Annotated in this window: 15 protein-coding genes; 3 read left to right on the top strand and 12 right to left on the bottom strand. The window is 46.5% G+C overall.

Going from position 1 to position 19,662, the window contains the following annotated elements; genetic code table 11:
- Positions 1-128 precede the first annotated feature (128 nt).
- The 3 genes from J5566_RS06065 to J5566_RS06055 all read right to left on the bottom strand — a co-directional run bounded on the left by J5566_RS06065 (position 129) and on the right by J5566_RS06055 (position 2,513).
- Positions 129-824 (bottom strand): histidine phosphatase family protein, encoded by a 696-nt coding sequence (locus J5566_RS06065; protein WP_053867451.1) that lies wholly within the window; start codon positions 822-824, stop codon positions 129-131.
- A 73-nt stretch (positions 825-897) separates the two neighbouring features.
- Positions 898-2,235 (bottom strand): PFL family protein, encoded by a 1,338-nt coding sequence (locus tag J5566_RS06060; protein WP_208562528.1) that lies wholly within the window; start codon positions 2,233-2,235, stop codon positions 898-900.
- Between the two features lie 11 nt (positions 2,236-2,246).
- Positions 2,247-2,513, bottom strand: a complete 267-nt coding sequence (locus tag J5566_RS06055) for an ACT domain-containing protein (protein WP_002941251.1) — start codon at positions 2,511-2,513, stop codon at positions 2,247-2,249.
- A gap of 254 nt (positions 2,514-2,767) precedes the next feature.
- On the opposite strand from J5566_RS06055, the gene J5566_RS06050 reads away from it, so the two are divergent.
- Positions 2,768-4,510, top strand: a complete 1,743-nt coding sequence (locus J5566_RS06050; RefSeq protein WP_208562527.1) for an ABC transporter ATP-binding protein — start codon at positions 2,768-2,770, stop codon at positions 4,508-4,510.
- The gene (locus J5566_RS06045) at positions 4,500-6,248 is read left to right on the top strand and encodes an ABC transporter ATP-binding protein (protein WP_208562526.1); all 1,749 of its coding nucleotides are present in this window, start codon (positions 4,500-4,502) and stop codon (positions 6,246-6,248) included. The genes J5566_RS06050 and J5566_RS06045 overlap by 11 nt, the downstream gene beginning before the upstream one ends.
- 136 nt (positions 6,249-6,384) lie before the next feature.
- Here the strand turns inward: J5566_RS06045 and fni are convergent, their stop codons facing one another.
- From fni to thrC, 6 genes are all read right to left on the bottom strand, one after another.
- Positions 6,385-7,482 carry a type 2 isopentenyl-diphosphate Delta-isomerase gene (gene fni / locus J5566_RS06040; RefSeq protein WP_208562525.1) on the bottom strand — a complete coding sequence of 366 codons (1,098 nt, stop codon included), beginning with the start codon at positions 7,480-7,482 and terminating at the stop codon, positions 6,385-6,387.
- Positions 7,454-8,572 (bottom strand): phosphomevalonate kinase, encoded by a 1,119-nt coding sequence (locus tag J5566_RS06035; protein WP_208562524.1) that lies wholly within the window; start codon positions 8,570-8,572, stop codon positions 7,454-7,456. Before J5566_RS06035 ends, fni begins: the two co-directional genes overlap by 29 nt.
- Entirely contained in the window at positions 8,562-9,599 is a 1,038-nt protein-coding gene (gene mvaD / locus J5566_RS06030; protein ID WP_208562523.1) for a diphosphomevalonate decarboxylase, read from the bottom strand. Before mvaD ends, J5566_RS06035 begins: the two co-directional genes overlap by 11 nt.
- Before the next feature lies 1 nt (position 9,600).
- Positions 9,601-10,527, bottom strand: coding sequence for a mevalonate kinase (gene mvk, locus J5566_RS06025; protein WP_208562522.1), 927 nt, complete (start codon positions 10,525-10,527; stop codon positions 9,601-9,603).
- Between the two features lie 93 nt (positions 10,528-10,620).
- Positions 10,621-11,907: an MATE family efflux transporter gene (locus J5566_RS06020; protein WP_348002280.1), complete on the bottom strand. Its 1,287-nt coding sequence runs from the start codon at positions 11,905-11,907 to the stop codon at positions 10,621-10,623.
- Between the two features lie 29 nt (positions 11,908-11,936).
- The gene (gene thrC, locus J5566_RS06015) at positions 11,937-13,421 is read right to left on the bottom strand and encodes a threonine synthase (protein ID WP_208562520.1); all 1,485 of its coding nucleotides are present in this window, start codon (positions 13,419-13,421) and stop codon (positions 11,937-11,939) included.
- A gap of 306 nt (positions 13,422-13,727) precedes the next feature.
- On the opposite strand from thrC, the gene J5566_RS06010 reads away from it, so the two are divergent.
- The gene (locus J5566_RS06010; protein ID WP_208562519.1) at positions 13,728-14,528 is read left to right on the top strand and encodes a hypothetical protein; all 801 of its coding nucleotides are present in this window, start codon (positions 13,728-13,730) and stop codon (positions 14,526-14,528) included.
- Between the two features lie 42 nt (positions 14,529-14,570).
- Here J5566_RS06010 and adhE read toward each other — a convergent pair whose 3' ends face one another.
- From adhE to J5566_RS05995, 3 genes are all read right to left on the bottom strand, one after another.
- Positions 14,571-17,222, bottom strand: a complete 2,652-nt coding sequence (gene adhE / locus J5566_RS06005) for a bifunctional acetaldehyde-CoA/alcohol dehydrogenase (protein WP_208562518.1) — start codon at positions 17,220-17,222, stop codon at positions 14,571-14,573.
- 321 nt (positions 17,223-17,543) lie between these two features.
- Positions 17,544-18,827: a histidine--tRNA ligase gene (hisS, locus tag J5566_RS06000; protein ID WP_208562517.1), complete on the bottom strand. Its 1,284-nt coding sequence runs from the start codon at positions 18,825-18,827 to the stop codon at positions 17,544-17,546.
- A gap of 111 nt (positions 18,828-18,938) precedes the next feature.
- Positions 18,939-19,640: a hypothetical protein gene (locus J5566_RS05995; RefSeq protein WP_208562516.1), complete on the bottom strand. Its 702-nt coding sequence runs from the start codon at positions 19,638-19,640 to the stop codon at positions 18,939-18,941.
- Positions 19,641-19,662: the final 22 nt, after the last annotated feature.

Below are 19,662 nucleotides of genomic sequence, written 5' to 3'. Positions count from 1 at the left end.
AAATGGATTGTCAAGAGAAAAAGACAAAAAATTAGCACTCTTTTACCTAGAGTGCTAAAAATCGGTCTGGAGACCTAGTAAAGTGATCTTCCAACAAAAAATCAGAGAAACCTCCCTGATTTTATATCTTATTTCCCTTGGGCAATCAATTCTGCTCCGCGTTTACGGTAGGAAAGATCCCCAACCGCCTCAATCAAGAGCTTGCCATTTTCATATTTGAGGACGGTGATTGAGCCGTTATCGAGAAAGACATTGGCACCACGCTCTGGCTCCAACAGATGAGCCAAGGTGGCAATGGTCATGCCGTGGCTGACCACAAGGGCATTGCCTCCGCCTTGTTTTTCCAAGTCTTGGGCGATGGATTCAAAACCTGTTAAGATACGGTTGCTCAAGACCTCCCACGATTCCGCCCAGCCAGCTGTGTCTGCTTCTTGGATACCTGCTGCGATTTCCGCAAAGGACATGCCTGTCGCATCGACTGTCCCTTTCAAACGAGGCAGGACACCTTGGAAAAGCTCGGCATCGTACATACCTTCAAAACTACCGAAACACCATTCACGGATACGCTTGTCTTGGTAGTAAGGGATTTTTCCTAAAATTCCCAACTCACGCTGGGCAATTGTCATGGTCTGAACGGTTCGCCCCAGATCACTAGATACAGCAAGTTTAAAATCAATACCCGCATCCTTTAGCCCCAAGCCCAGTTCACGAATCCCTTCCTCACCTGCCTTGGTCAGCGGTGTGTCACACCAGCCCTGCACGCGCCCAATGGTATTAAACATGGTTTTCCCGTGACGAGAAATATATAATCTTACATCTGCCATATCATTCTCCTTGTCTTTTCTTACTATTAGTATAGCAAAAAACCGACTGCTTTTGGCAATCGGTTTACGATTTTTAGTTCTTAAAGCTATGAATCGGTGCTGGAATCTGTCCACCACGGTTGATAAAATCCACAGAAGAGGCCTGATTGACCTTCATGACAGGAGCTGTACCAAGTAGACCGCCAAATTCAATCATGTCTCCTTCTTTTCCAAGTGGAATAATACGGACCGCAGTCGTTTTCTGGTTGATAACCCCAATAGCCGCTTCATCCGCAATCATAGCCGCAATGGTTTCAGCAGGCGTTGTTTCTGGAATGGCAATCATGTCCAAACCAACAGAACAGATAGCCGTCATGGCTTCCAATTTTTCAAGGTTAAGCGAGCCATTTTGCACCGCAGCAATCATGCCCTCGTCCTCAGAAACAGGGATGAAGGCACCTGACAAACCGCCAACTTGGTTGCAGGCCATGACTCCACCCTTTTTCACTGCGTCATTGAGCAAAGCCAGGGCAGCAGTCGTTCCGTGCGTACCTACGGTTTCCAAGCCCATTTCCTCCAAAACCCGTGCCACTGAGTCGCCAACCGCTGGCGTTGGAGCAAGCGACAGGTCCACGATACCGAACTTGACACCCAGGCGTTCACTGGCCATATTACCGACCAACTGACCGATACGGGTAATCTTGAAGGCCGTCTTCTTGACGGTCTCCGCCACCACATCAAAGCTCTCACCACGTACTTTTTCAAGAGCACGCTTGACCACACCAGGACCAGACACGCCGACATTGATGACCACATCCGCCTCACCGACACCATGGAAGGCACCCGCCATAAAAGGATTGTCCTCAACTGCATTGGCAAAGACCACCAGCTTGGCCGCACCCATTTCAGAAGCTGCCGCCGTTTCCTTGATAATCCGCCCCATGTCCCGCACAGCCGTCATGTTGATGCCTGTCTTGGTCGATCCGATGTTGACCGACGAGCAGACCTTAGAGGTTTGGGCCAATGCCTGCGGTATAGAGTTGATGAGGATTTCATCTCCTTTTTGGTAGCCCTTTTGAACCAGAGCTGAAAAACCGCCGATAAAATCGATACCGATCTCATGAGCCGCCTTGTCCAAGGCATGAGCCAGGGGAAGATAATCCGTCGCATCCGTTGCTGCACCAATCAAAGCAATAGGCGTCACCGATACCCGTTTGTTGACAATAGGGATACCAAGCTCTGCCGCAATCTCATCGCCGACCGCTACCAAGTTCTTGGCCTTGTTTACGATTTTAGTGTAAACTTTCTCCGCAGCCCTGTCGATATCTGGGTCGATACAGTCCAAGAGGGAAATTCCCATGGTAATGGTCCGAATATCGAAGTGCTGCTCCTCAATCATTTCAATGGTTTCTCTAACCTGTCTAATATCCATGAAATTTCTCCTTACAGGTTGTGCATAGCATCAAAAATGGCCGCACTTTGAATATTGATTTTCACGTTCAAATTTTGACCAAAGGCATCCAACTCCGAACGCAACTGAGTGAAATCTTTCTTCTCATCTGATGATACCACCGCCATCATGGTAAAATATTCATCCAAAACTGTCTGGGAAATATCATCAATATTCAAACCCAATTCCGCAATCTTGGTCGCAACACCCGCAACAATTCCTGACTTGTCCTTACCGACAACTGTAACAATAGCTTTCATCCGAACACCTCTTCTAAATTTTCATTTATTTTATCATAAATATACAGAAAAAGGTAGAAATCATTTAGTTTCTACCCCTATTATACGTATTTATCGTTTACTTGTTCTTCTTGCAAGTCACAGCCATGTTTGACTATTATTTGACATAACAAACTTTCTATTTCTACCAGTCTATGATACACTAGTATTAAGGAATTTTACTAATGTTGGCGGTAACAAGCTGCCAACCTTTCTTTTGTTCAGAAAGGATACTTATGAAGATTATCAAGCAATTGTGGTGGTTCTTTTCCCTTGAGAAAAAGGCCTATCTGATTGGGATTTTATCACTCTGTTTGGTCAGCCTCCTCAATCTCCTTCCCGCTTCTATCATGGGGCAGTTGATTGACCAGATTGCCAGCGGACAGTTGACTGAGCACCGCTTGCTACTCGGGGTAGCCGGGCTCATCTTGTCAGCCTTGGCCATGTACGGCCTCCGCTATCTTTGGCGAATGAACATTCTGGCAACATCTTATCGTCTAGGAAAAATCATGAGGGCTCGGCTGTTTGACCACTTTATGCACCTATCTCCATCCTTTTTTCAGCAACATCGAACTGGGGATTTAATGGCCCATGCGACCAATGACATCAATGCCTTGACCCGACTAGCAGGTGGTGGCGTCATGTCCTTTGTTGATGCTACCGTTACTGCTTTGGTTACACTGGTCACCATGAGTGTGAGCATTTCCTGGCAAATGACCTTGGTTGCAATCTTGCCCCTGCCCTTCATGACTTTAACCACTAATTTTTTAGGTCGTCGTACCCATGAAAATTTCAAGGCTTCACAAGCAGCCTTTTCAGAGCTTAACAACAAGGTCCAGGAAGCTGTTTCTGGTATAACGGTCACTAAATCCTTTGGCTACCAAGAACAAGAAACGGCGGCTTTTCAGGAAGTCAACCAAGCAGCCTTCTTGCAGAATATCAAAACCATGCGTTACGATGCCCTGTTCAACCCTGCCGTCCTCTTTTTTATTGGCCTGTCCTACCTGCTGACCCTTCTGGTCGGCTCTCACTTCATCTCGCAGGGTCAGGTCAGTCTGGGCCAACTAGTAACTTTCATGACCTATTTAGATCTCCTAGTCTGGCCTCTCATGGCCATCGGTTTCTTGGTCAATATGAGCCAGCGTGGTGATGTATCCTACAATCGAATTCAGACTCTTCTCAGCATTTCCTCAGAGGTCGTTGAAACAGGCCAACCGCTGCCTGCACCAAGCAATGGAGAGATTGTCTATGAGATTAGCGAATTTGCCTATGGCAACATACCAGTCCTCCAAGACATCCAGTTTCAGATCAAAAAAGGGCAGACGATTGGCCTGGTGGGTCCAACAGGTTCTGGGAAAACCAGTCTGCTCAAGCTCCTGATGCGAGAATACGATGTGACACAAGGGCAGATTTTGCTCAATCAAGAAAATATCAAGCACTACAAGCTAGCTGACCTGCGACGCTTAATTGGCTATGTACCCCAAGACCAGTTCCTCTTTGCAACCAGCGTGGCTGAGAATATCCGCTTTGGCAATCCAGATCTGTCTCTAGAACAGGTGGAAGAGGCTGCCAAAGCTGTCCATGTCTATGAGGATATCCAGGATATGCCAGATCGCTTTGACACCATGGTTGGCGAGAAGGGGATTTCCCTTTCTGGCGGACAAAAGCAACGGTTGGCTATGGCCCGTGCTATGATTCTCAATCCAGATATTCTACTCTTGGACGATTCGCTCTCAGCAGTGGACGCCAAGACAGAGCACGCTATTCTTGAAACCATTAAGCAAGAACGCCTCGATAAGACCACCATTATCACCGCCCACCGTTTGTCAGCCATTGTCCATGCGGATTTGATTTTGGTCCTTGAAGACGGGAAAATCGTAGAGCGAGGTCGTCATCAAGGCCTACTGGATGAAAAAGGTTGGTACTACGATACCTATATGATGCAGCAACTCGAAAAGGAGGAAAGTAATGCTCTCTAAGACCAAACAAGCCAGTGTTTTCTGGCGACTTTTGTCCTATCTCAAAGCCTATCGACTGCTGACAGTCCTTGCCCTGAGCTTCTTGTTGCTGACGACTCTTGTTCGCAGTTTGATTCCCCTTCTGGCTTCTTACTTTATCGACCACTATATTTCTTCAATTTCTGAGACAGCTGTGGCTATTCTAGCCGCCTACTTTGCTCTCTACCTGCTTCAAATACTGCTCCAATATTTTGGAAATCTCTGGTTTGCCAAGGTTTCCTATAGCATTGTCAGAGACATTCGTCGGGATGCTTTTGGGAGAATGGAAAAGCTGGGAATGGCTTACTTTGACCAGACTCCTAGTGGCTCTATCGTCTCTCGGATTACCAATGATACCGAGAGCATTTCAGAGATGTTTTCAGGAATTTTATCCAGTTTTATCTCCGCTCTCTTTATTATCATCACGACTCTTTCGACCATGTTTGCTCTGGATTGGAAATTGACCAGTCTAATCGTTCTCTTTCTGCCCGTGATTTTCGTCCTGGTTGATCAATACCGAAAGCGGTCAGCTCCCATTGTGGCCAAGACTAGAAGTCTGTTGAGTGCCATCAACAGCAAACTGGCAGAGAGCATTGAGGGGATTCGGATTATCCAGGCCTTTTCTCAAGAAGAGAGGCTAAAGGAAGAGTTTGAGGCTATCAACCAGGAACATCTGGATTATGCCAGTCGTTCCATGGCCTTGGACAGTCTCTTTCTCCGCCCTGCCCTATCACTTGTTAAGATTTTGGCCTATGCGCTTCTCATGACCTACTTTGGTTTGGATTGGTCACAGGCTGGGATTTCTGCTGGTCTGATCTACGCTTTCATCCAGTATGTCAATCGTCTTTTCGATCCCTTACTGGATGTCACGCAGCATTTTTCCACCCTTCAAACCTCTATGGTATCTGCCGGACGAGTCTTTACGCTCATGGACCAGACTATCGAGGAGCCACTGCAGATTGACCGAGGGGCCAAGATTGGCAAGGGGCACATTGTCTTTGAGGACATTTGCTTTTCCTATGACGGTAAGCGGCAAATTCTGGACAAGGTTTCCTTTGAAGTGAGACAGGGGCAGACCATCGCCTTTGTGGGTGCTACAGGGTCAGGCAAGTCTTCTATCATCAATGTCTTTATGCGTTTCTATGAGTTCCAATCTGGACGGATTTTGATTGACGGTCAGGATATTCGTAGCTTTTCGCAAGAAGAATTGCGGTCAGCCATTGGCTTGGTCCTACAAGACCCTTTCCTCTTTCATGGAACCATTGCATCCAATATCCAGATGTATCAGGATATTTCCCGAGAGGAGATTGAAGAAGCGGCTCGATTTGTGGATGCTGCTCCCTTTATTGAGAAACTTCCTGAGAGATATGACCACCTAGTCACTGAGCGGGGTACCGCCTTTTCGACAGGTCAACGGCAACTACTGGCCTTTGCACGCACCATGGCCAGTCAGCCTAAAATCCTCATTTTAGACGAAGCAACCGCCAATATCGATTCGGAGACGGAGCAGACGGTCCAGACCTCTCTTGAAAAAATGCGAAAAGGGCGGACAACCATTGCCATCGCCCACCGCCTATCAACTATTCAAGATGCCGACTGTATTTATGTCTTGGATAAGGGAAAGATCATCGAGTCAGGCAATCACGAAGAACTTCTAGCCCTCAAGGGTCACTACCACCGCATGTACCAATTACAAGCAGGGCAGTTGGCAGCGACCTAGAAACCACACCGCAACAAAAGCCAAGTTCACAAAGAACTTGGCTTTTTTCGTGTTTATAGTTTTCAGAGTCTTTGTTGATTGCTGACTGCTTTCTATTTGCATTTCTTGTAATCAGTCACCGTCATGCCTGTTCAATTTATTGTACACCTCGTGACCGATTGGCATAGGCTTTCCAATCAATCCCACGCGCTTCACACCAGTTTTGGACCTTTGGAGCCAAAATCAGATCTTTGGTGCGTAATTCAGTCAGGTTTTTGGCACCAAGCATACCTATAATAGCCCGAATTTCTTCCTTCATCTTGTCCATTTCCAGGCAAGCAGTCTGAAGATGTTCACCATCTCCATCTTTCACCAATTGGAGAATACGGTTTGACATCCCAACAGCATCAGCACCAACCGCCAAGAGTTTGACGATATCAAGAGAGGTTTTGACACCTCCTGACGCCAAAATCGATAGCTCCGTCTGCCCCCTTGCTTCAAGAGCTTCCAGCGTAGATACCAAGGTAGATTGTCCCCAACCCTCCAGAAAATCGAGTTTGTTCTGACTGCGTCTTGCATTTTCAATCTTGGCAAAGTCTGTGCCACCAGTCCCAGAAATATCAATCGTTTTGACGCCGACAGACAGCAGTTGTGAAACGGTCTCCCGACTCATACCAAAACCGACTTCCTTGACAATTACAGGCACTTCTAATTCTCTCACCAAGATTTCGATATTTGTCAACCACATGGAAAAATCCCTATCCCCTTCTGGCATAACGATCTCTTGAGGAGCATTAACATGAATTTGAAGAGCATCCGCCTCCAAGGCAGCAACTGCTCGCTTGGCATTATCCAAACCATGGTGGGCACCTAGGTTAGCAAAAATTAACCCCTTGGGATTTTCCTTGCGCAAGACCGAAAAAGTATCCAATAGATCCGAATCCTTCATAGCCGCACTCAAAGAACCAGCCGCAATGGGAACTCCTGTATAATGCGCCAAAATACCCAAGGCACGATTGATTTCTCCGGTCTTAGCACTCCCACCTGTCATGGCATTGATGTAAAAAGGATGGGCTAGTTCAAAACCTGCAAAACAGGTCCTCACATCCACCTGATCCAGGGACAACTCTGGCAAAGACTGATGAACAAAGCGTGTCTCTGTCAAATCACTCGGCGACTCTTCATTGTATTGGAGACTAGCCAGTCCAACATGTTGGTCCTTTCGATCACTCCCAAATTCTTGCTGATGCATCATCACGCTTGTTTACCTCACACATTTCTATATCCAGCGGCAATAAGCCCGCTGCCAACCAATTTTTTTTGACTTCATTTGCAATGGTCACAGAGTCTGCAAAAGCAATCCCGCAATCACCACCACCTGCTCCAGATGTCTTGGCTACAGCGCCAACTTCCACTGCTCTGTCAATCAGAGTTTTAAGAGCAAGAGTCTCGATATCGACTCCAAGGACAGCCGAAGCCTCCTTCAAGAGGCGACGATTCTCACGAATTCCTTGCAAAAAGGCAGAGCAATCATCTGATTGACAGGCGTGAACCAAGCCTTTTACACAGGCTAAACTATCTCGTAAGAAACCATCATATCCAGCTTGTGACCACTGCCTACTTGCTTTTTGGACACGATCCAAGGAAGCATCTGTCGAGGCAACTGTCCCAGTCCATGCCACCATAAATTGCACATCTGCTGGCAATTCTAACAACTGGATGCCCAAATCCTTCCAGTCGGATTCCAGTAACGAATGAAGACTTTGCCGACTCACTTCTTCAGTCAACCAAGACCGATCCACAGACTGATAAGCAACCAAGCCTGCAAAACTGGAAGCCGCCAAGTCCCCAAAGGACCCCTTCATTTCCAATCTGGTCTGTACCAAGGCAGCCAACTTAAAAACAAGTAAATCCTTCTCTTCTAGTTTGACATAACGCAAAAACGCCCTCACAAGTGCTACGGTCAAGGCACCTGAGGAGCCCAGACCATACTTCCGACCTGTCTCTCTATCATCCAAGTCAGAAGTAATCTTCAAATGAAAAGGACTAGAAAGCTGGCAACCAATTGCTCGACCATAGTCAAGAACCAGTTGTAAGGCAGTTGTGATCAAAGGATAGACTTCTGGCTGGGACACCCAAACTTGCCCCTCTTCCAGTCGCCAAGTCAACACAGTTTCAGGATCTTGCTCGGACCAGATGGTTCCTTCTTGGCCCTCCAAAACAGGTTCCAGACCAACCCTCAAAAAACGATTGACGCCCGCTACGAGCGCCAGTTGCCCTGGCTGGACGATAGCATATTCCCCCGCTATGAATAGTTTTCCAGGAACAGCGACCTCAACCCTCATAGCCAACCTCTTTCTGGAAGCGACTGTGAGACTGCTGCCATTCTTCTTCTGTCAACTGACTGGCTCCCTGGCCTGGCAAACTTTCTATCAACTGAAACTCCGGCAACAAGACACTCAGCTTTCTCTTCAGTTCTTCCATCTGACTGGCACGACAGAGCACTTTTACATTCGGACCTGCATCCATGGTCATGTAGGCAGCAAGACCTGATTCCTCCCGCACCTGTCGCACAGCTTCCTGAGCCCGCACACTCGCTGCAGACCAGTAGGTAAAAGGTGGGTTGGCAGACAGGGTTGTCGCATGCATCTTCATCCCATTGTGCTCGGCCAACTGACCCAATTTCTCGAAATCTCGCTCAGCAATTGCTTCCTTGATCGCTGCTAAATCCTGGGCTGCAGTCTCTACCCAAGCCTGATAGAAAGGAGAAGTTGCCACCGTCAGGTCCATCCCCTCTCGACTAGCCACTTTTTTCTTGGCTTTATCAACTGCAATGACGAGCATACCGATATCCCAGTCCGCCTCATCAATCGGACGAGCAAGCGAATCCTCGGAACAAGTCCCCATATCCCACTCAACAAAGCCCCCAAACAGACTCCGAGTACTAGACCCTGAACCCCGGCGAGCAAAGGTCGAGAGAGCCTGACGAGACAAGTCGATATTCAAGGCCGTGGCTGTCGCCAAAGCTAGCGCCGCAAAGGCAGATGCCGAGCTGGCCAAACCAGCTGCAGTTGGAACGAAGTTGAGACTCTCAACCACCGCAAAACGATCTTCACCTATATATTCGCGAAACAAATCCAAAAAACGCGAAATTTTTCGAATTTCTTTCTCATCCTGCTCGAGACCATTTAAAATAAACCGATCTTCTGTAAAAGCTGTATCAAAAACCACCTTTGTATCGGTATAAAAGGCATCCAAAGTCAAGGATAGACTGGAATTCATTGGCAAGAAAAGTTCCTTGTCCCGCTTGCCCCAGTATTTAATCAGAGCAATATTGGTATGGGCACGCGCAATGCCGACTGATTGTGTCATCTTATTCTCCTAAATATTGTATCCATGTTTGTCGAGCGCCAGCTTGAGAAAGAACTGCTACCAGCTGCTGGGCCACTTCTTCTGTTTTGGCTAAGGCAATCATACAGCCACCCCTGCCGCCACCTGTTAGTTTAGCTCCCAAGGCTCCCTTGTCCATGGCCTGCTCAACCAACTGGTCCAGGCTAGGGTCTGACACCCCTAATTCTTTCAGATGGCAATGGGCTTGGCTCATCTTTTGGCCTAGAAGCTCTGCCCTGTTGAAGGCCAAGTCTTCTCGAGCTCCATCTGTCAACTCACCCAAAGCTCGAATATGGTCATTCACCTCTGGTTTTTCCCTAAGCAGCGCCGCTAGATCCGCGATAGCTTCCAAAGTGTTGCCTGTCTTGCCTGTGTCTGCCACCACCAAAAAGGCATCCAAGTGCAGGGCCAGGGGCTGGATAGGCTGATCTTTTTTGAAATAGATAGGGGTGGTGCCACTGGTCGTCGCCGCATCAATGCCTGAAGGATTTCCATGTGCAATCTTCTCCGATGACTGGACGATGTCCCAGAGCTCGCTTTCGCTCAGTTCTTTTTGGTAGTAGGCAAAGAGGGCTCTTGCCACCGCAACAGCCACTGCTGCACTGGACCCCATGCCCCGCTCTGCTGGAATGGTGGATGTGATGGTGATATGAATAGCAGGATCGGTCGGTGCACCAATGCGATAGAGGGAAAAGCGAATGGCGTGCTTGAGACTTTCCCAGATCTTAGGCATCTGGTGGACCAACCCTTGATAAAACTCACATGTCACCGCTAAGGCCTGACCCTCGGATCGAACGGTGGCCGTGATTTCAACAGCAGAAAATGGCATGGCAATGGCCGCTTGTCCGTAAACCACCGCATGCTCTCCCATCAAAATGATTTTTCCAGTTGATTTTCCTACTGCTTCCATCTTTTTCTCCTTCTGCAATCATTCTATTATACCATTTTCCAGATATTTATTCTTTTTCTCTACAAAAAAACCAGCACAGGACGTACTGGTTTTTCAATTATCGTTTATTTTACTTCTATAAGACCAAGTCAGAAGTCCTGCACGAAAGACATTGTCCAGCACTGTCCCAATCCAAATGGCCGCAAAACCAACTTCTGTAAAGGTAAGCAACAGATAGGCAACTAGAATCCGCACGCACCACATGCCCAGACTGGTGGCATAAAAGGGCAGTTTGGCATTGCCCAAACCCTGCCAAATAGCTGTGTAAATTAAGGTCCCTGCCGTAAAAGGCACACCAATCAAGGAAAAGGTCAAAACTAGCATACTGGCCTGACTGGCTACCGCATCCTGCGTATAGAGTCCAATCAAGTGCGGACCCAAGAGATAAACGGTCACTGCCACACCGTACATAAAAATAAGACTCAAGACCAGACTAGCTTTGCGAATGGCATCGATTTTTTCGCTCTGCCCTTGGGCTTTGGCCGTTAGAATGACCGTCGCCGTTGCCAGCCCCAAAGCCGGCATATAGTTGAACTGAGTCAGGGTTTCACCTATGGCATTGCCCGCCAAAACCGCCGTCCCCAAGCCCGTAATCAAGCCCACGACCACCACATCTCCCGCCCGCATCATCAACCGCTCGCCCGTAGCAGGCAGGGCCAACTGCAGCAACTTCCTATCGATTGTCAAGATCATCGGCGGCAGGGACATCCCCAAGGATCGCCAGAGGATAAGGCAAGCAATCAAGCGAGACAAAACGGTGCCGATAGCTACTCCTGCAATTCCCAAATCCAAGACGAAAACCGCTAGAGCAGACAGAACGGCGTTGAGAAAATTGGACAGGAGGCTGACATACATAGGCAACTGAGTCCTGTCAGTCGCCCGCAAAATCGCACCCAAGCTGGTCATGAGCCCAAGGAATAAAATACCTCCACCGACTATGGCCAAGTAGAGCCCTCCTGCGTCGGCAACTGCAGGCTCCGTCCCTAACAAATTAAGCAAGCTCCGACCAAACACAGTAGACAGCAAGCCCAAGATGCCACTCAGCAAGACCGTCAACTTCAAGGCCTCTCCAGCTGCCCTACTGATTTTCTCTTGGTCACCTTGACCGACAGCCTGGGCCAAGAGTGAGGCCACCGCAGCCGCCAAGGCAATGAAAATAGCCTGATATATGGCCATGATATTGCTGGCAACTGACACACCTGACAGGGCGACCAGGCCCAAAAAGGCCACCAAGTAAGAATCTACCATGCCCATGACCATTTGAAGCATATTTTCCGTCATGGCTGGTAGGGCGATTTTTAATAAGTCTTTATAGGTTTCTTTCATCTTTCTCCAATTCACAGAAAAAGGGGCTTTCGCCCCTCATTTCATTAAACACCCAAATAGCGTTCCACCTCAGCCTGCATATCCGCAGCTGCAACCACGGTATTGTGGCGGACAGGTGCGGTTTCCAAGCCATCCACAGCTGGTGGCAGGGCTACACCTGAAATCTCATGTAGTTTGGCTAGGGCTTCAAAGTCGGTCAAGCCTGACTGGCCTGTCACCGCTTCAACCGCAACCACTGGGAACTTGTATGGACTGGCTGTAGAAGCAATCACTGTCGGAGTCTGGTCCCCTGTTTGCTCCACATACTGTTTATAGACAGCTGAGGCAACAGCCGTATGTGGATCTTCAATGTAGTCTGACTCGTCATAGACACGCTTGATTTCCGCAGCAGTTTCTTCTTCTGTCGCAAAGGCGGCAGCAAAGAGAGAAAAGATATCCGCGTCAGCCCCTTGAATATCATACTGACCAGCTGAGTTCAAGGCTTCCATGAGCTCCGCTGTTTTTGCAGCGTCATTACCAAAGAGGTGGAAAATCAAACGTTCCAAGTTAGAAGACACCAAGATGTCCATGGATGGACTAGTGGTCACGCGGAAGGTGCGGTTCTTGTCGTAAACGCCTGTCGAGAAGAAGTCGGTCAGAACGTTGTTATCGTTGGAAGCACAGATAAGCTTGCCAACTGGCAGACCGATTTGTTTAGAGTAATAAGCCGCCAAGATGTTCCCGAAGTTACCTGTTGGAACAGTGAAGTTGACCTTGTCGCCCGCCGCAATCTCGCCAGTCTTAACCAGCTGAGCGTAGGCATAGACATAGTACACAATCTGTGGCACCAAGCGGCCGATGTTCATGGAGTTGGCTGATGAAAACTGGAGTTTCTTAGCTGCCAACTTGGCACGGAGGGCCTCATCATTGAACATATGTTTAACATTTGTCTGGGCATCGTCGAAGTTACCATCAATAGCCACCACGTGCGTGTTGGCACCTGTCTGCGTGGTCATCTGCAATTCTTGGACCTTAGACACCCCGTCGCGTGGATAGAAGACGATAATTTGCGTGCCAGGGACATCCGCAAAGCCAGCCATAGCCGCCTTGCCAGTATCGCCTGAAGTTGCTGTCAAGATGACAATCTCGTTTTCCAAACCATGCTTTTTCGCCGCAGTCGTCATCAAGTAAGGTAGGATAGACAGTGCCATATCCTTAAAGGCAATGGTTGACCCACGGAAAAGCTCCAAGTTGTACTGACCATTGAGCTTTACAACCGGGGCAATAACTGGCGTGTCAAACTTGCTGTCGTAGGCGTTGTTGATACAGTAGTCCAGTTCATCTGCCGTGAAATCATCCAAGAAAGCCGACAAAATCAGCTTGGCAACTTCTTGATAGGAAGCGTCTTTGAGAACAGAAAAATCCAAATCTACAGCTGGAATCGAAATCGGTGTGAATAAACCACCGTCTGTCGCCAAGCCCTGCAAAATCGCCTGACTAGCAGATACAGTATTTTTGGCATCGCGTGTTGATTGATAAACTAGTGTCATAATATTCCCCGTAAAAATCTATTTTTTCTATTCTACCATAAATTGACAGAAAATTCCCAAGATATTATCAAAAACCCTTTACCTAAAATAAACAGGTTTTATTCTTTACAAATTTATTACATTTTCACAAAAAATTGCGAATAGATAAGATGAGACAAGAATAAGGCCTTTTTCAAATTGTTTCATTGTTACAAAAAAATTACTTTTGTTACAAAAAAATTACGTTTTTTACAAAATTCTATTGACTTGTAACAAACTTTCTCCTATAATGATGATAGAAAACATCAAATAAATGAGGTGATATCCATGAAATTCCCAATCAAACCAGTGACACTTAGCCTCTGCAGCCTCCTTCTTCTGACAGCTTGCAGCCAAGAAACTAGTCAAACTAGCCCAGCATTTGCACAGACTTCTTCATCCCAAGAAAAAGTCATTGCAACTGCTAAGACACCTACAAACAACACAACAGCTCCCATTCAAGCTGAACAGACATCAACCCCAATTGTGACAAACAGCCAACCAACGGCACAAGCTCTTCCAATCCAGACGCAAGTCCAAACAAACCAAGCCAGCATCCTCCCCACAAAAGAAGTCCAAATACAGGCGGCAACCCAAGAGAGCAAGCCAGAAGAAGCAGCTAGTCCTCTTGAAGCCAATCAGAAAACAAACGAACAAACCCGTCCAGCCAACCCTCTATCTGAACCAGTCTATCAAGCAGGTATTCCACAAGCCTTTGTCGGTACCTGGGTTGGAAAAAGCGAACAAGCAGACTTTATTCAAGTCACTATCGCAGCTGATGGCGGTGTTGAAACAAGTGTTCGTTACAACCATAACCCTGAACAGACAGAAATTTTTTCTGCACGAATCGACCAAAGCCAACTCTTAACTGATTCAGCCATTATCCTCAATCAATACCAAGGCGATTATGCTGCCCTGATTGCTGGGACAAATGGACTTGGTGGCTGGTTAGTTCAATACCCTGTTGGTTATCTGTTAGAAGCGGGCACTCTCCAAATCAACCTATGGAATCTTTCTATATTTGATAGCTTAGATCCTCAACAACCAGCTCTTCTTACCATTCAACTTAGCCCACAAGAGGCAGCATAAAAAAATCTCCTTCTTTGAAGGAGATTTTTTTGACTGCCTAAATTATTTGATACGACCTGGACGTTCTTTGTAACCATAGTAAGCATCTTCAATGATTTCTTGCATATGGTCAACCATCGCCAAGCGTGGGTTAGCAGGTGTACATTGGTCTTCATAAGCAAGAAGGGCCAATTCACGAGAGTATTCTTTGAGTTCTTTCTCATCAACACCTTGAGCTTTCAAGTTCATCTGGATACCGATGCGTTCACCAAGATCGTAGACAGCTTGTGCGTAGGCTGCAACTGCTTCCTCTGGTGTTGAGCATGGCAAACCGAGCATACGAGCGATATCTTGGTATTTCTCATCTGCCTTGTAGTAGTTGTACTTAGGCCATGTTGCTGTCTTAGCTGGACGAGTTCCATTGTAACGGATGACATATGGAAGTAAGATAGCATTGGTACGGCCATGAACTGTGTGGAAACGACCACCAATCTTATGGGCCATTGAGTGAGAAATCCCCAAGAAGGCGTTGGCAAAAGCCATACCTGCAATAGTTGAAGCATTATGCATCTTCTCACGTGCTGCCCAATCTGCTTCTTTAACAGATTTTTCAAGGTTTTCAAAGACCAACTTGATAGCTTGCAGTGCCAAACCGTCTGTATAATCGTTGGCAACAGTAGAAACATATGCTTCTGTTGCGTGTGTCAAGACGTCCATACCTGTGTCTGCTGTTACAAAGTCTGGAACAGTCATAACAAGTGCTGGGTCAACGATTGCCACAGTTGGTGTCAAGGCATAGTCAGCTATTGGGTACTTGCGGTTGTTTTTCTTATCAGAGATAACAGCAAACGGTGTTACTTCTGAACCAGTACCAGATGTTGTTGGAATCGCAACAAACTTAGCTTTTTCGCCCAATGAAGGGAATTTGAAGGCACGTTTACGAATGTCCATGAATTTCTGAACGAGATCACGGAAATCGATTTCTGGTTGCTCGTAGAACATCCACATAATCTTAGCCGCATCCATTGGTGATCCACCACCTAGAGCGATAATGGTATCTGGCTCGAAGTCTTTCATGAGTGCAGCACCGCGTTCAACAGTTGTGATATCTGGATCTGGCTCAACATCTGAGAAGACAGTGTAAAGCACCTTATTGCTACGCAAGTGGAGCTGTTCAATGATACGTTGCACAAAGCCAAGTTTTTCCATAGCCTTATCGGTAACAATCATAACTTTTTCTACACCACGCATTTTTTGCAAGTATTGAATTGAATCACGTTCAAAGTAAATTTTTGATGGAACTTTAAACCATTGCATATTATTTCTCCGTCTTCCTACTTTCTTAATGTTGAGCAAGTTTAGGGCACTTACGTTGTCACTGATTGAGTTGCGTCCGTAAGAACCACATCCCAAAGTAAGAGAAGGAAGGAAGGCGTTGTAAACGTCACCGATACCACCGAAGGTTGATGGTGAGTTCCAGATAACGCGGATAGCTTTCACGCGTGTACCGAATTCTTTAGCCAAGTCAGCGTCAGATGTGTGGATAGCAGCTGAGTGTCCAAGACCATGGAATTCAACCATTTGACGTGCTGCTTCAAGACCTTCTTCACGGCCTTCTACTTTCAAGACAGCAATTACTGGTGACAATTTCTCACGAGTCAATGGCTCTTTTTCACCAATTTCTGTTACTTCTGCCGCCAAGATGTTGGTACCTTCTGGTACTTTGAAGCCAGCTTGTTCCGCAATCCATGCTGCTGGTTTACCAACGATGTCTGCATTCAATTTGCCTTCTGCACAGTTTTTGCTGTTGGCTTTCACGCCAAAGCAGTATTCCTCAAGAAGGGCTTTTTCTTTCTTATTCACAAAGTAAGTGTGATAAGACTTAAATTCTTCTACAAATTCGTCATAGATGTCCTTGTCAACAATAACAGCTTGCTCAGATGCACAGACCATGCCATTGTCAAATGACTTAGACATAACGATATCGTGAGCTGCTTGACGAATGTTAGCAGATTTTTCAACATATGCTGGTACGTTACCTGCACCTACTCCAAGGGCTGGTTTACCACAAGAATAAGCTGCACGCACCATTGCGTTACCACCTGTCGCAAGGATTGTTGCAATGCCATCGTGCTTCATCAACTCTGAAGTTGCTTCCATAGATGGTTTTGTAATCCATTGGATACAGTTTTCAGGAGCGCCTGCTGCTACGGCTGCTTCATAAACGATGCGAGCTGCGTGAGCAGAGGATTCTTGAGCTGAAGGGTGGAAGGCAAAAACGATTGGGTTACGTGTCTTAAGGGAAATTAAAGCTTTGAAAATGGCTGTTGAAGTTGGGTTAGTTGTTGGTGTAACACCACAGATAACACCTACTGGCTCTGCAATCAAGGTCAAACCAGTTACTTCATCTTCACCAATGACGCCTACTGTCTTAGTATGACGCATATTGTTGACAACGTGTTCGCAGGCAAAGAGGTTTTTAGTCGCCTTGTCTTCAAAGACTCCGCGACCAGTTTCTTCATGAGCGTGCATGGCCAAGACACCGTGTTGATCCAAAGCAGCAACAGATGCTTTTGCCACAATGTAGTCCACTTGTTCTTGATTCAAAAGACGGAACTCTTCAAGGGCAACGAGACCTTTCTGCACCAACTCATCAACGTGAGTGCGAGCTTCAGCTAGTTTTTCTTCTGGTGATACAACTTTTTTATCAGCCATTGGGATTCCTCCAAATTGTTCTTTTTTATGTCAACTTTGTTTGTTAACTTTTTCACAAATATATTCTACACCATCTTTTTGAATTTGTAAAGAGTTTGTTAAAAATTTCACAATATTTTTCAGTTGCTTGTGAAATTTTCTGCAAGATTCCCTTTATTTTAGGATTTTCAATCCTGGTTTGTGAAAGAGATTTTGCAGAATTATTGGATTTCACAAGACTTTTTTTAAAGTATCAAAAATGATAGCGCTTACTATTAGTATATCAAATCCGCTCTGTCTTTTCAATCTGTTTTTTCGAACAGAAAAAAGCAGCGCCTTAGGCTACTGCTTCTCCAATTCTTCTAAAATACTTGCGAAATCTGTTTTTAAGATTTCCAGGCTTGTTTCAACTTGACTTCTAGTCTGGTTATTTTTTACCACAACCTGTCCGCTTTCTAGCTCGCTTCCACCAAGTGTGATAATGGTCTTGGCTCCAAAGATATCTGCTGACTTAAACTGGGCCTTGAGCTTGCGGTCCAGATAGTCACGCTCTGCTCGGAAACCTTGTTTGCGGATGGCTTGAACCAAGTCTAGCGCTCCGCCATTTGCTTCCTGACCCAAAACTGCGATGTAGACATCCAACTGGGTGTCGAGAGGAAGGTCAATGCCTTGCTTTTCAAGGACGAGGATGAGGCGCTCAATCCCCATACCAAAGCCAAAAGCTGGCGTTTCTGGTCCGCCAAAGTAGGTCACCAATCCATCATAACGTCCACCGGCACAGATGGTCAGGTCGTTGCCGCCCACCTCTGTCATAAACTCGAAAATGGTGTGGTTGTAGTAGTCCAGACCGCGTACCATGTTGGTGTCAATGGTGTAAGCAATGCCTAGGCTGTCCAGCATGGACTTGACTGCTTCAAAGTGGGCGGTACTTTCTTCGTCCAGATAGTCCAGGATAGACGGTGCGTTTTCCACAGCGACCTTGTCTTCTTTTTCTTTTGAGTCCAGAACACGCAGGGGATTTTCTTCCAAACGGCGTTGGCTGTCCTTAGAAAGCTGGTCCTTGAGCGGTGTCAGGTAGTCAATCAAGGCCTGACGGTAGGCAGCACGGCTCTCAGGATTACCCAAACTATTTAGGTGGAGGCGGATACCTCTGATACCCAACTCTCCAAAGAAGTGATAAGCCATGGCAATGGTTTCCACATCTGTTGCTGGGTTGCTAGAGCCAAAGCACTCTACACCAATCTGGTGGAACTGGCGCAGACGACCGGCTTGTGGGCGCTCGTAACGGAACATTGGGCCCATGTAGTAGAACTTAGCAGGTTTTTGCACTTCTGGGGCAAAGAGCTTGTTTTCTACATAGGAGCGAACAACCGGTGCCGTCCCTTCTGGACGAAGAGTGATATGGCGGTCCCCTTTATCATAGAAATCATACATCTCCTTGGTCACAATATCCGTGGTGTCGCCAACCGAACGACTGATGACCTCGTAATGCTCGAAGATCGGTGTGCGAATTTCTGCATAATTGTATTGCTTGAAAATGCTGCGGGTGAAGTTTTCCACATACTGCCACTTGGCAGAATCCTGTGGTAGTAAATCCTGGGTTCCTTTTGGTTTTTGAAGTTTCATGGGCTTTCTCATTTCTCTAGAACTTTTCCTTATTTTATCATATTTTAATCTTTTTTGGAAATGGCAGAGCAGACAAAAAGCCGTGCCTACTGACACGACCTTGTTTAAAAACTATTTCTTATCCACAATCTGGAAATTCAAGTCGCTCACTTCTATCTCAACCTCAAGTTTTTCTTCGGAGTTGAGATTGAGGAGGTTTTCTAAAGCCGTTTCTGCAAAAGCCGCGACTTTTTCCTTACGTTCTGCATCATTCAAGACATCCTCACTTGTCTTGTATATGGCTTCTTGGGATTTATCATTTAAAAATTCCTGAGCCTTTTGCCCTGCAGTAAATACATCCACCGCCTTATCGACAAGACCATTGCTATTATTGCTGATTTTGATTTGACCATGCTGTTGAGAATCAACTTCGACAAGGACAGGCTGCTTGAATGTCAAGGTATTGTTTTGAATGTGAACATCTGACTGCTCAATTCCTTCCAAGACCAGTTTGAACTCCGTCTGCACAGGAATGTCTACAGACATTTCCCGCCCAACAAAGAGCTTGGTAAGGGGCTCTGTCCAGTCTGGCCATTCCTTTAATTTATTGTTTTCAAAGGTCTGGTTGGCAGTGGTTGCTACCTCAGCTCCTGCCACAACTAGCTTGCTTTCCGCTTCAAACTTCTTGATAACAAATTCATACTGAACCTTGTGGGTCCCTTGAAACCAGGCAAAAATACTATTTCTAAGCCAAAAGATACCTAGACCTAAAACCAGCAATAAGACCAAAAGGCTAGCCAACTTTTTCGCGAAAAACTTCCCAACTGTTTTCATACAGTTCTCCTTCGTATTTGAA

Origin of the sequence: Streptococcus suis, assembly GCF_017601095.1 — a bacterium.
Classification (GTDB): Bacteria; Bacillota; Bacilli; order Lactobacillales; family Streptococcaceae; genus Streptococcus; species Streptococcus suis_Z.
The sequence above is the reverse complement of the archived record's forward strand: the minus strand, read 5'-3'. Positions and strand labels throughout refer to the sequence as shown.

What these genes read in the sequence shown, in the direction of transcription:
- J5566_RS06065 (WP_053867451.1), bottom strand. Translation starts at nt 824, where the DNA reads ATGGCAGATGTAAGATTATATATTTCTCGTCACGGGAAAACCATGTTT.
- J5566_RS06060 (WP_208562528.1), bottom strand. Translation starts at nt 2,235, where the DNA reads ATGGATATTAGACAGGTTAGAGAAACCATTGAAATGATTGAGGAGCAG.
- J5566_RS06055 (WP_002941251.1), bottom strand. Translation starts at nt 2,513, where the DNA reads ATGAAAGCTATTGTTACAGTTGTCGGTAAGGACAAGTCAGGAATTGTT.
- J5566_RS06050 (WP_208562527.1), top strand. Translation starts at nt 2,768, where the DNA reads ATGAAGATTATCAAGCAATTGTGGTGGTTCTTTTCCCTTGAGAAAAAG.
- J5566_RS06045 (WP_208562526.1), top strand. Translation starts at nt 4,500, where the DNA reads ATGCTCTCTAAGACCAAACAAGCCAGTGTTTTCTGGCGACTTTTGTCC.
- fni (WP_208562525.1), bottom strand. Translation starts at nt 7,482, where the DNA reads ATGATGCATCAGCAAGAATTTGGGAGTGATCGAAAGGACCAACATGTT.
- J5566_RS06035 (WP_208562524.1), bottom strand. Translation starts at nt 8,572, where the DNA reads ATGAGGGTTGAGGTCGCTGTTCCTGGAAAACTATTCATAGCGGGGGAA.
- mvaD (WP_208562523.1), bottom strand. Translation starts at nt 9,599, where the DNA reads ATGACACAATCAGTCGGCATTGCGCGTGCCCATACCAATATTGCTCTG.
- mvk (WP_208562522.1), bottom strand. Translation starts at nt 10,527, where the DNA reads ATGGAAGCAGTAGGAAAATCAACTGGAAAAATCATTTTGATGGGAGAG.
- thrC (WP_208562520.1), bottom strand. Translation starts at nt 13,421, where the DNA reads ATGACACTAGTTTATCAATCAACACGCGATGCCAAAAATACTGTATCT.
- J5566_RS06010 (WP_208562519.1), top strand. Translation starts at nt 13,728, where the DNA reads ATGAAATTCCCAATCAAACCAGTGACACTTAGCCTCTGCAGCCTCCTT.
- adhE (WP_208562518.1), bottom strand. Translation starts at nt 17,222, where the DNA reads ATGGCTGATAAAAAAGTTGTATCACCAGAAGAAAAACTAGCTGAAGCT.
- hisS (WP_208562517.1), bottom strand. Translation starts at nt 18,827, where the DNA reads ATGAAACTTCAAAAACCAAAAGGAACCCAGGATTTACTACCACAGGAT.
- J5566_RS05995 (WP_208562516.1), bottom strand. Translation starts at nt 19,640, where the DNA reads ATGAAAACAGTTGGGAAGTTTTTCGCGAAAAAGTTGGCTAGCCTTTTG.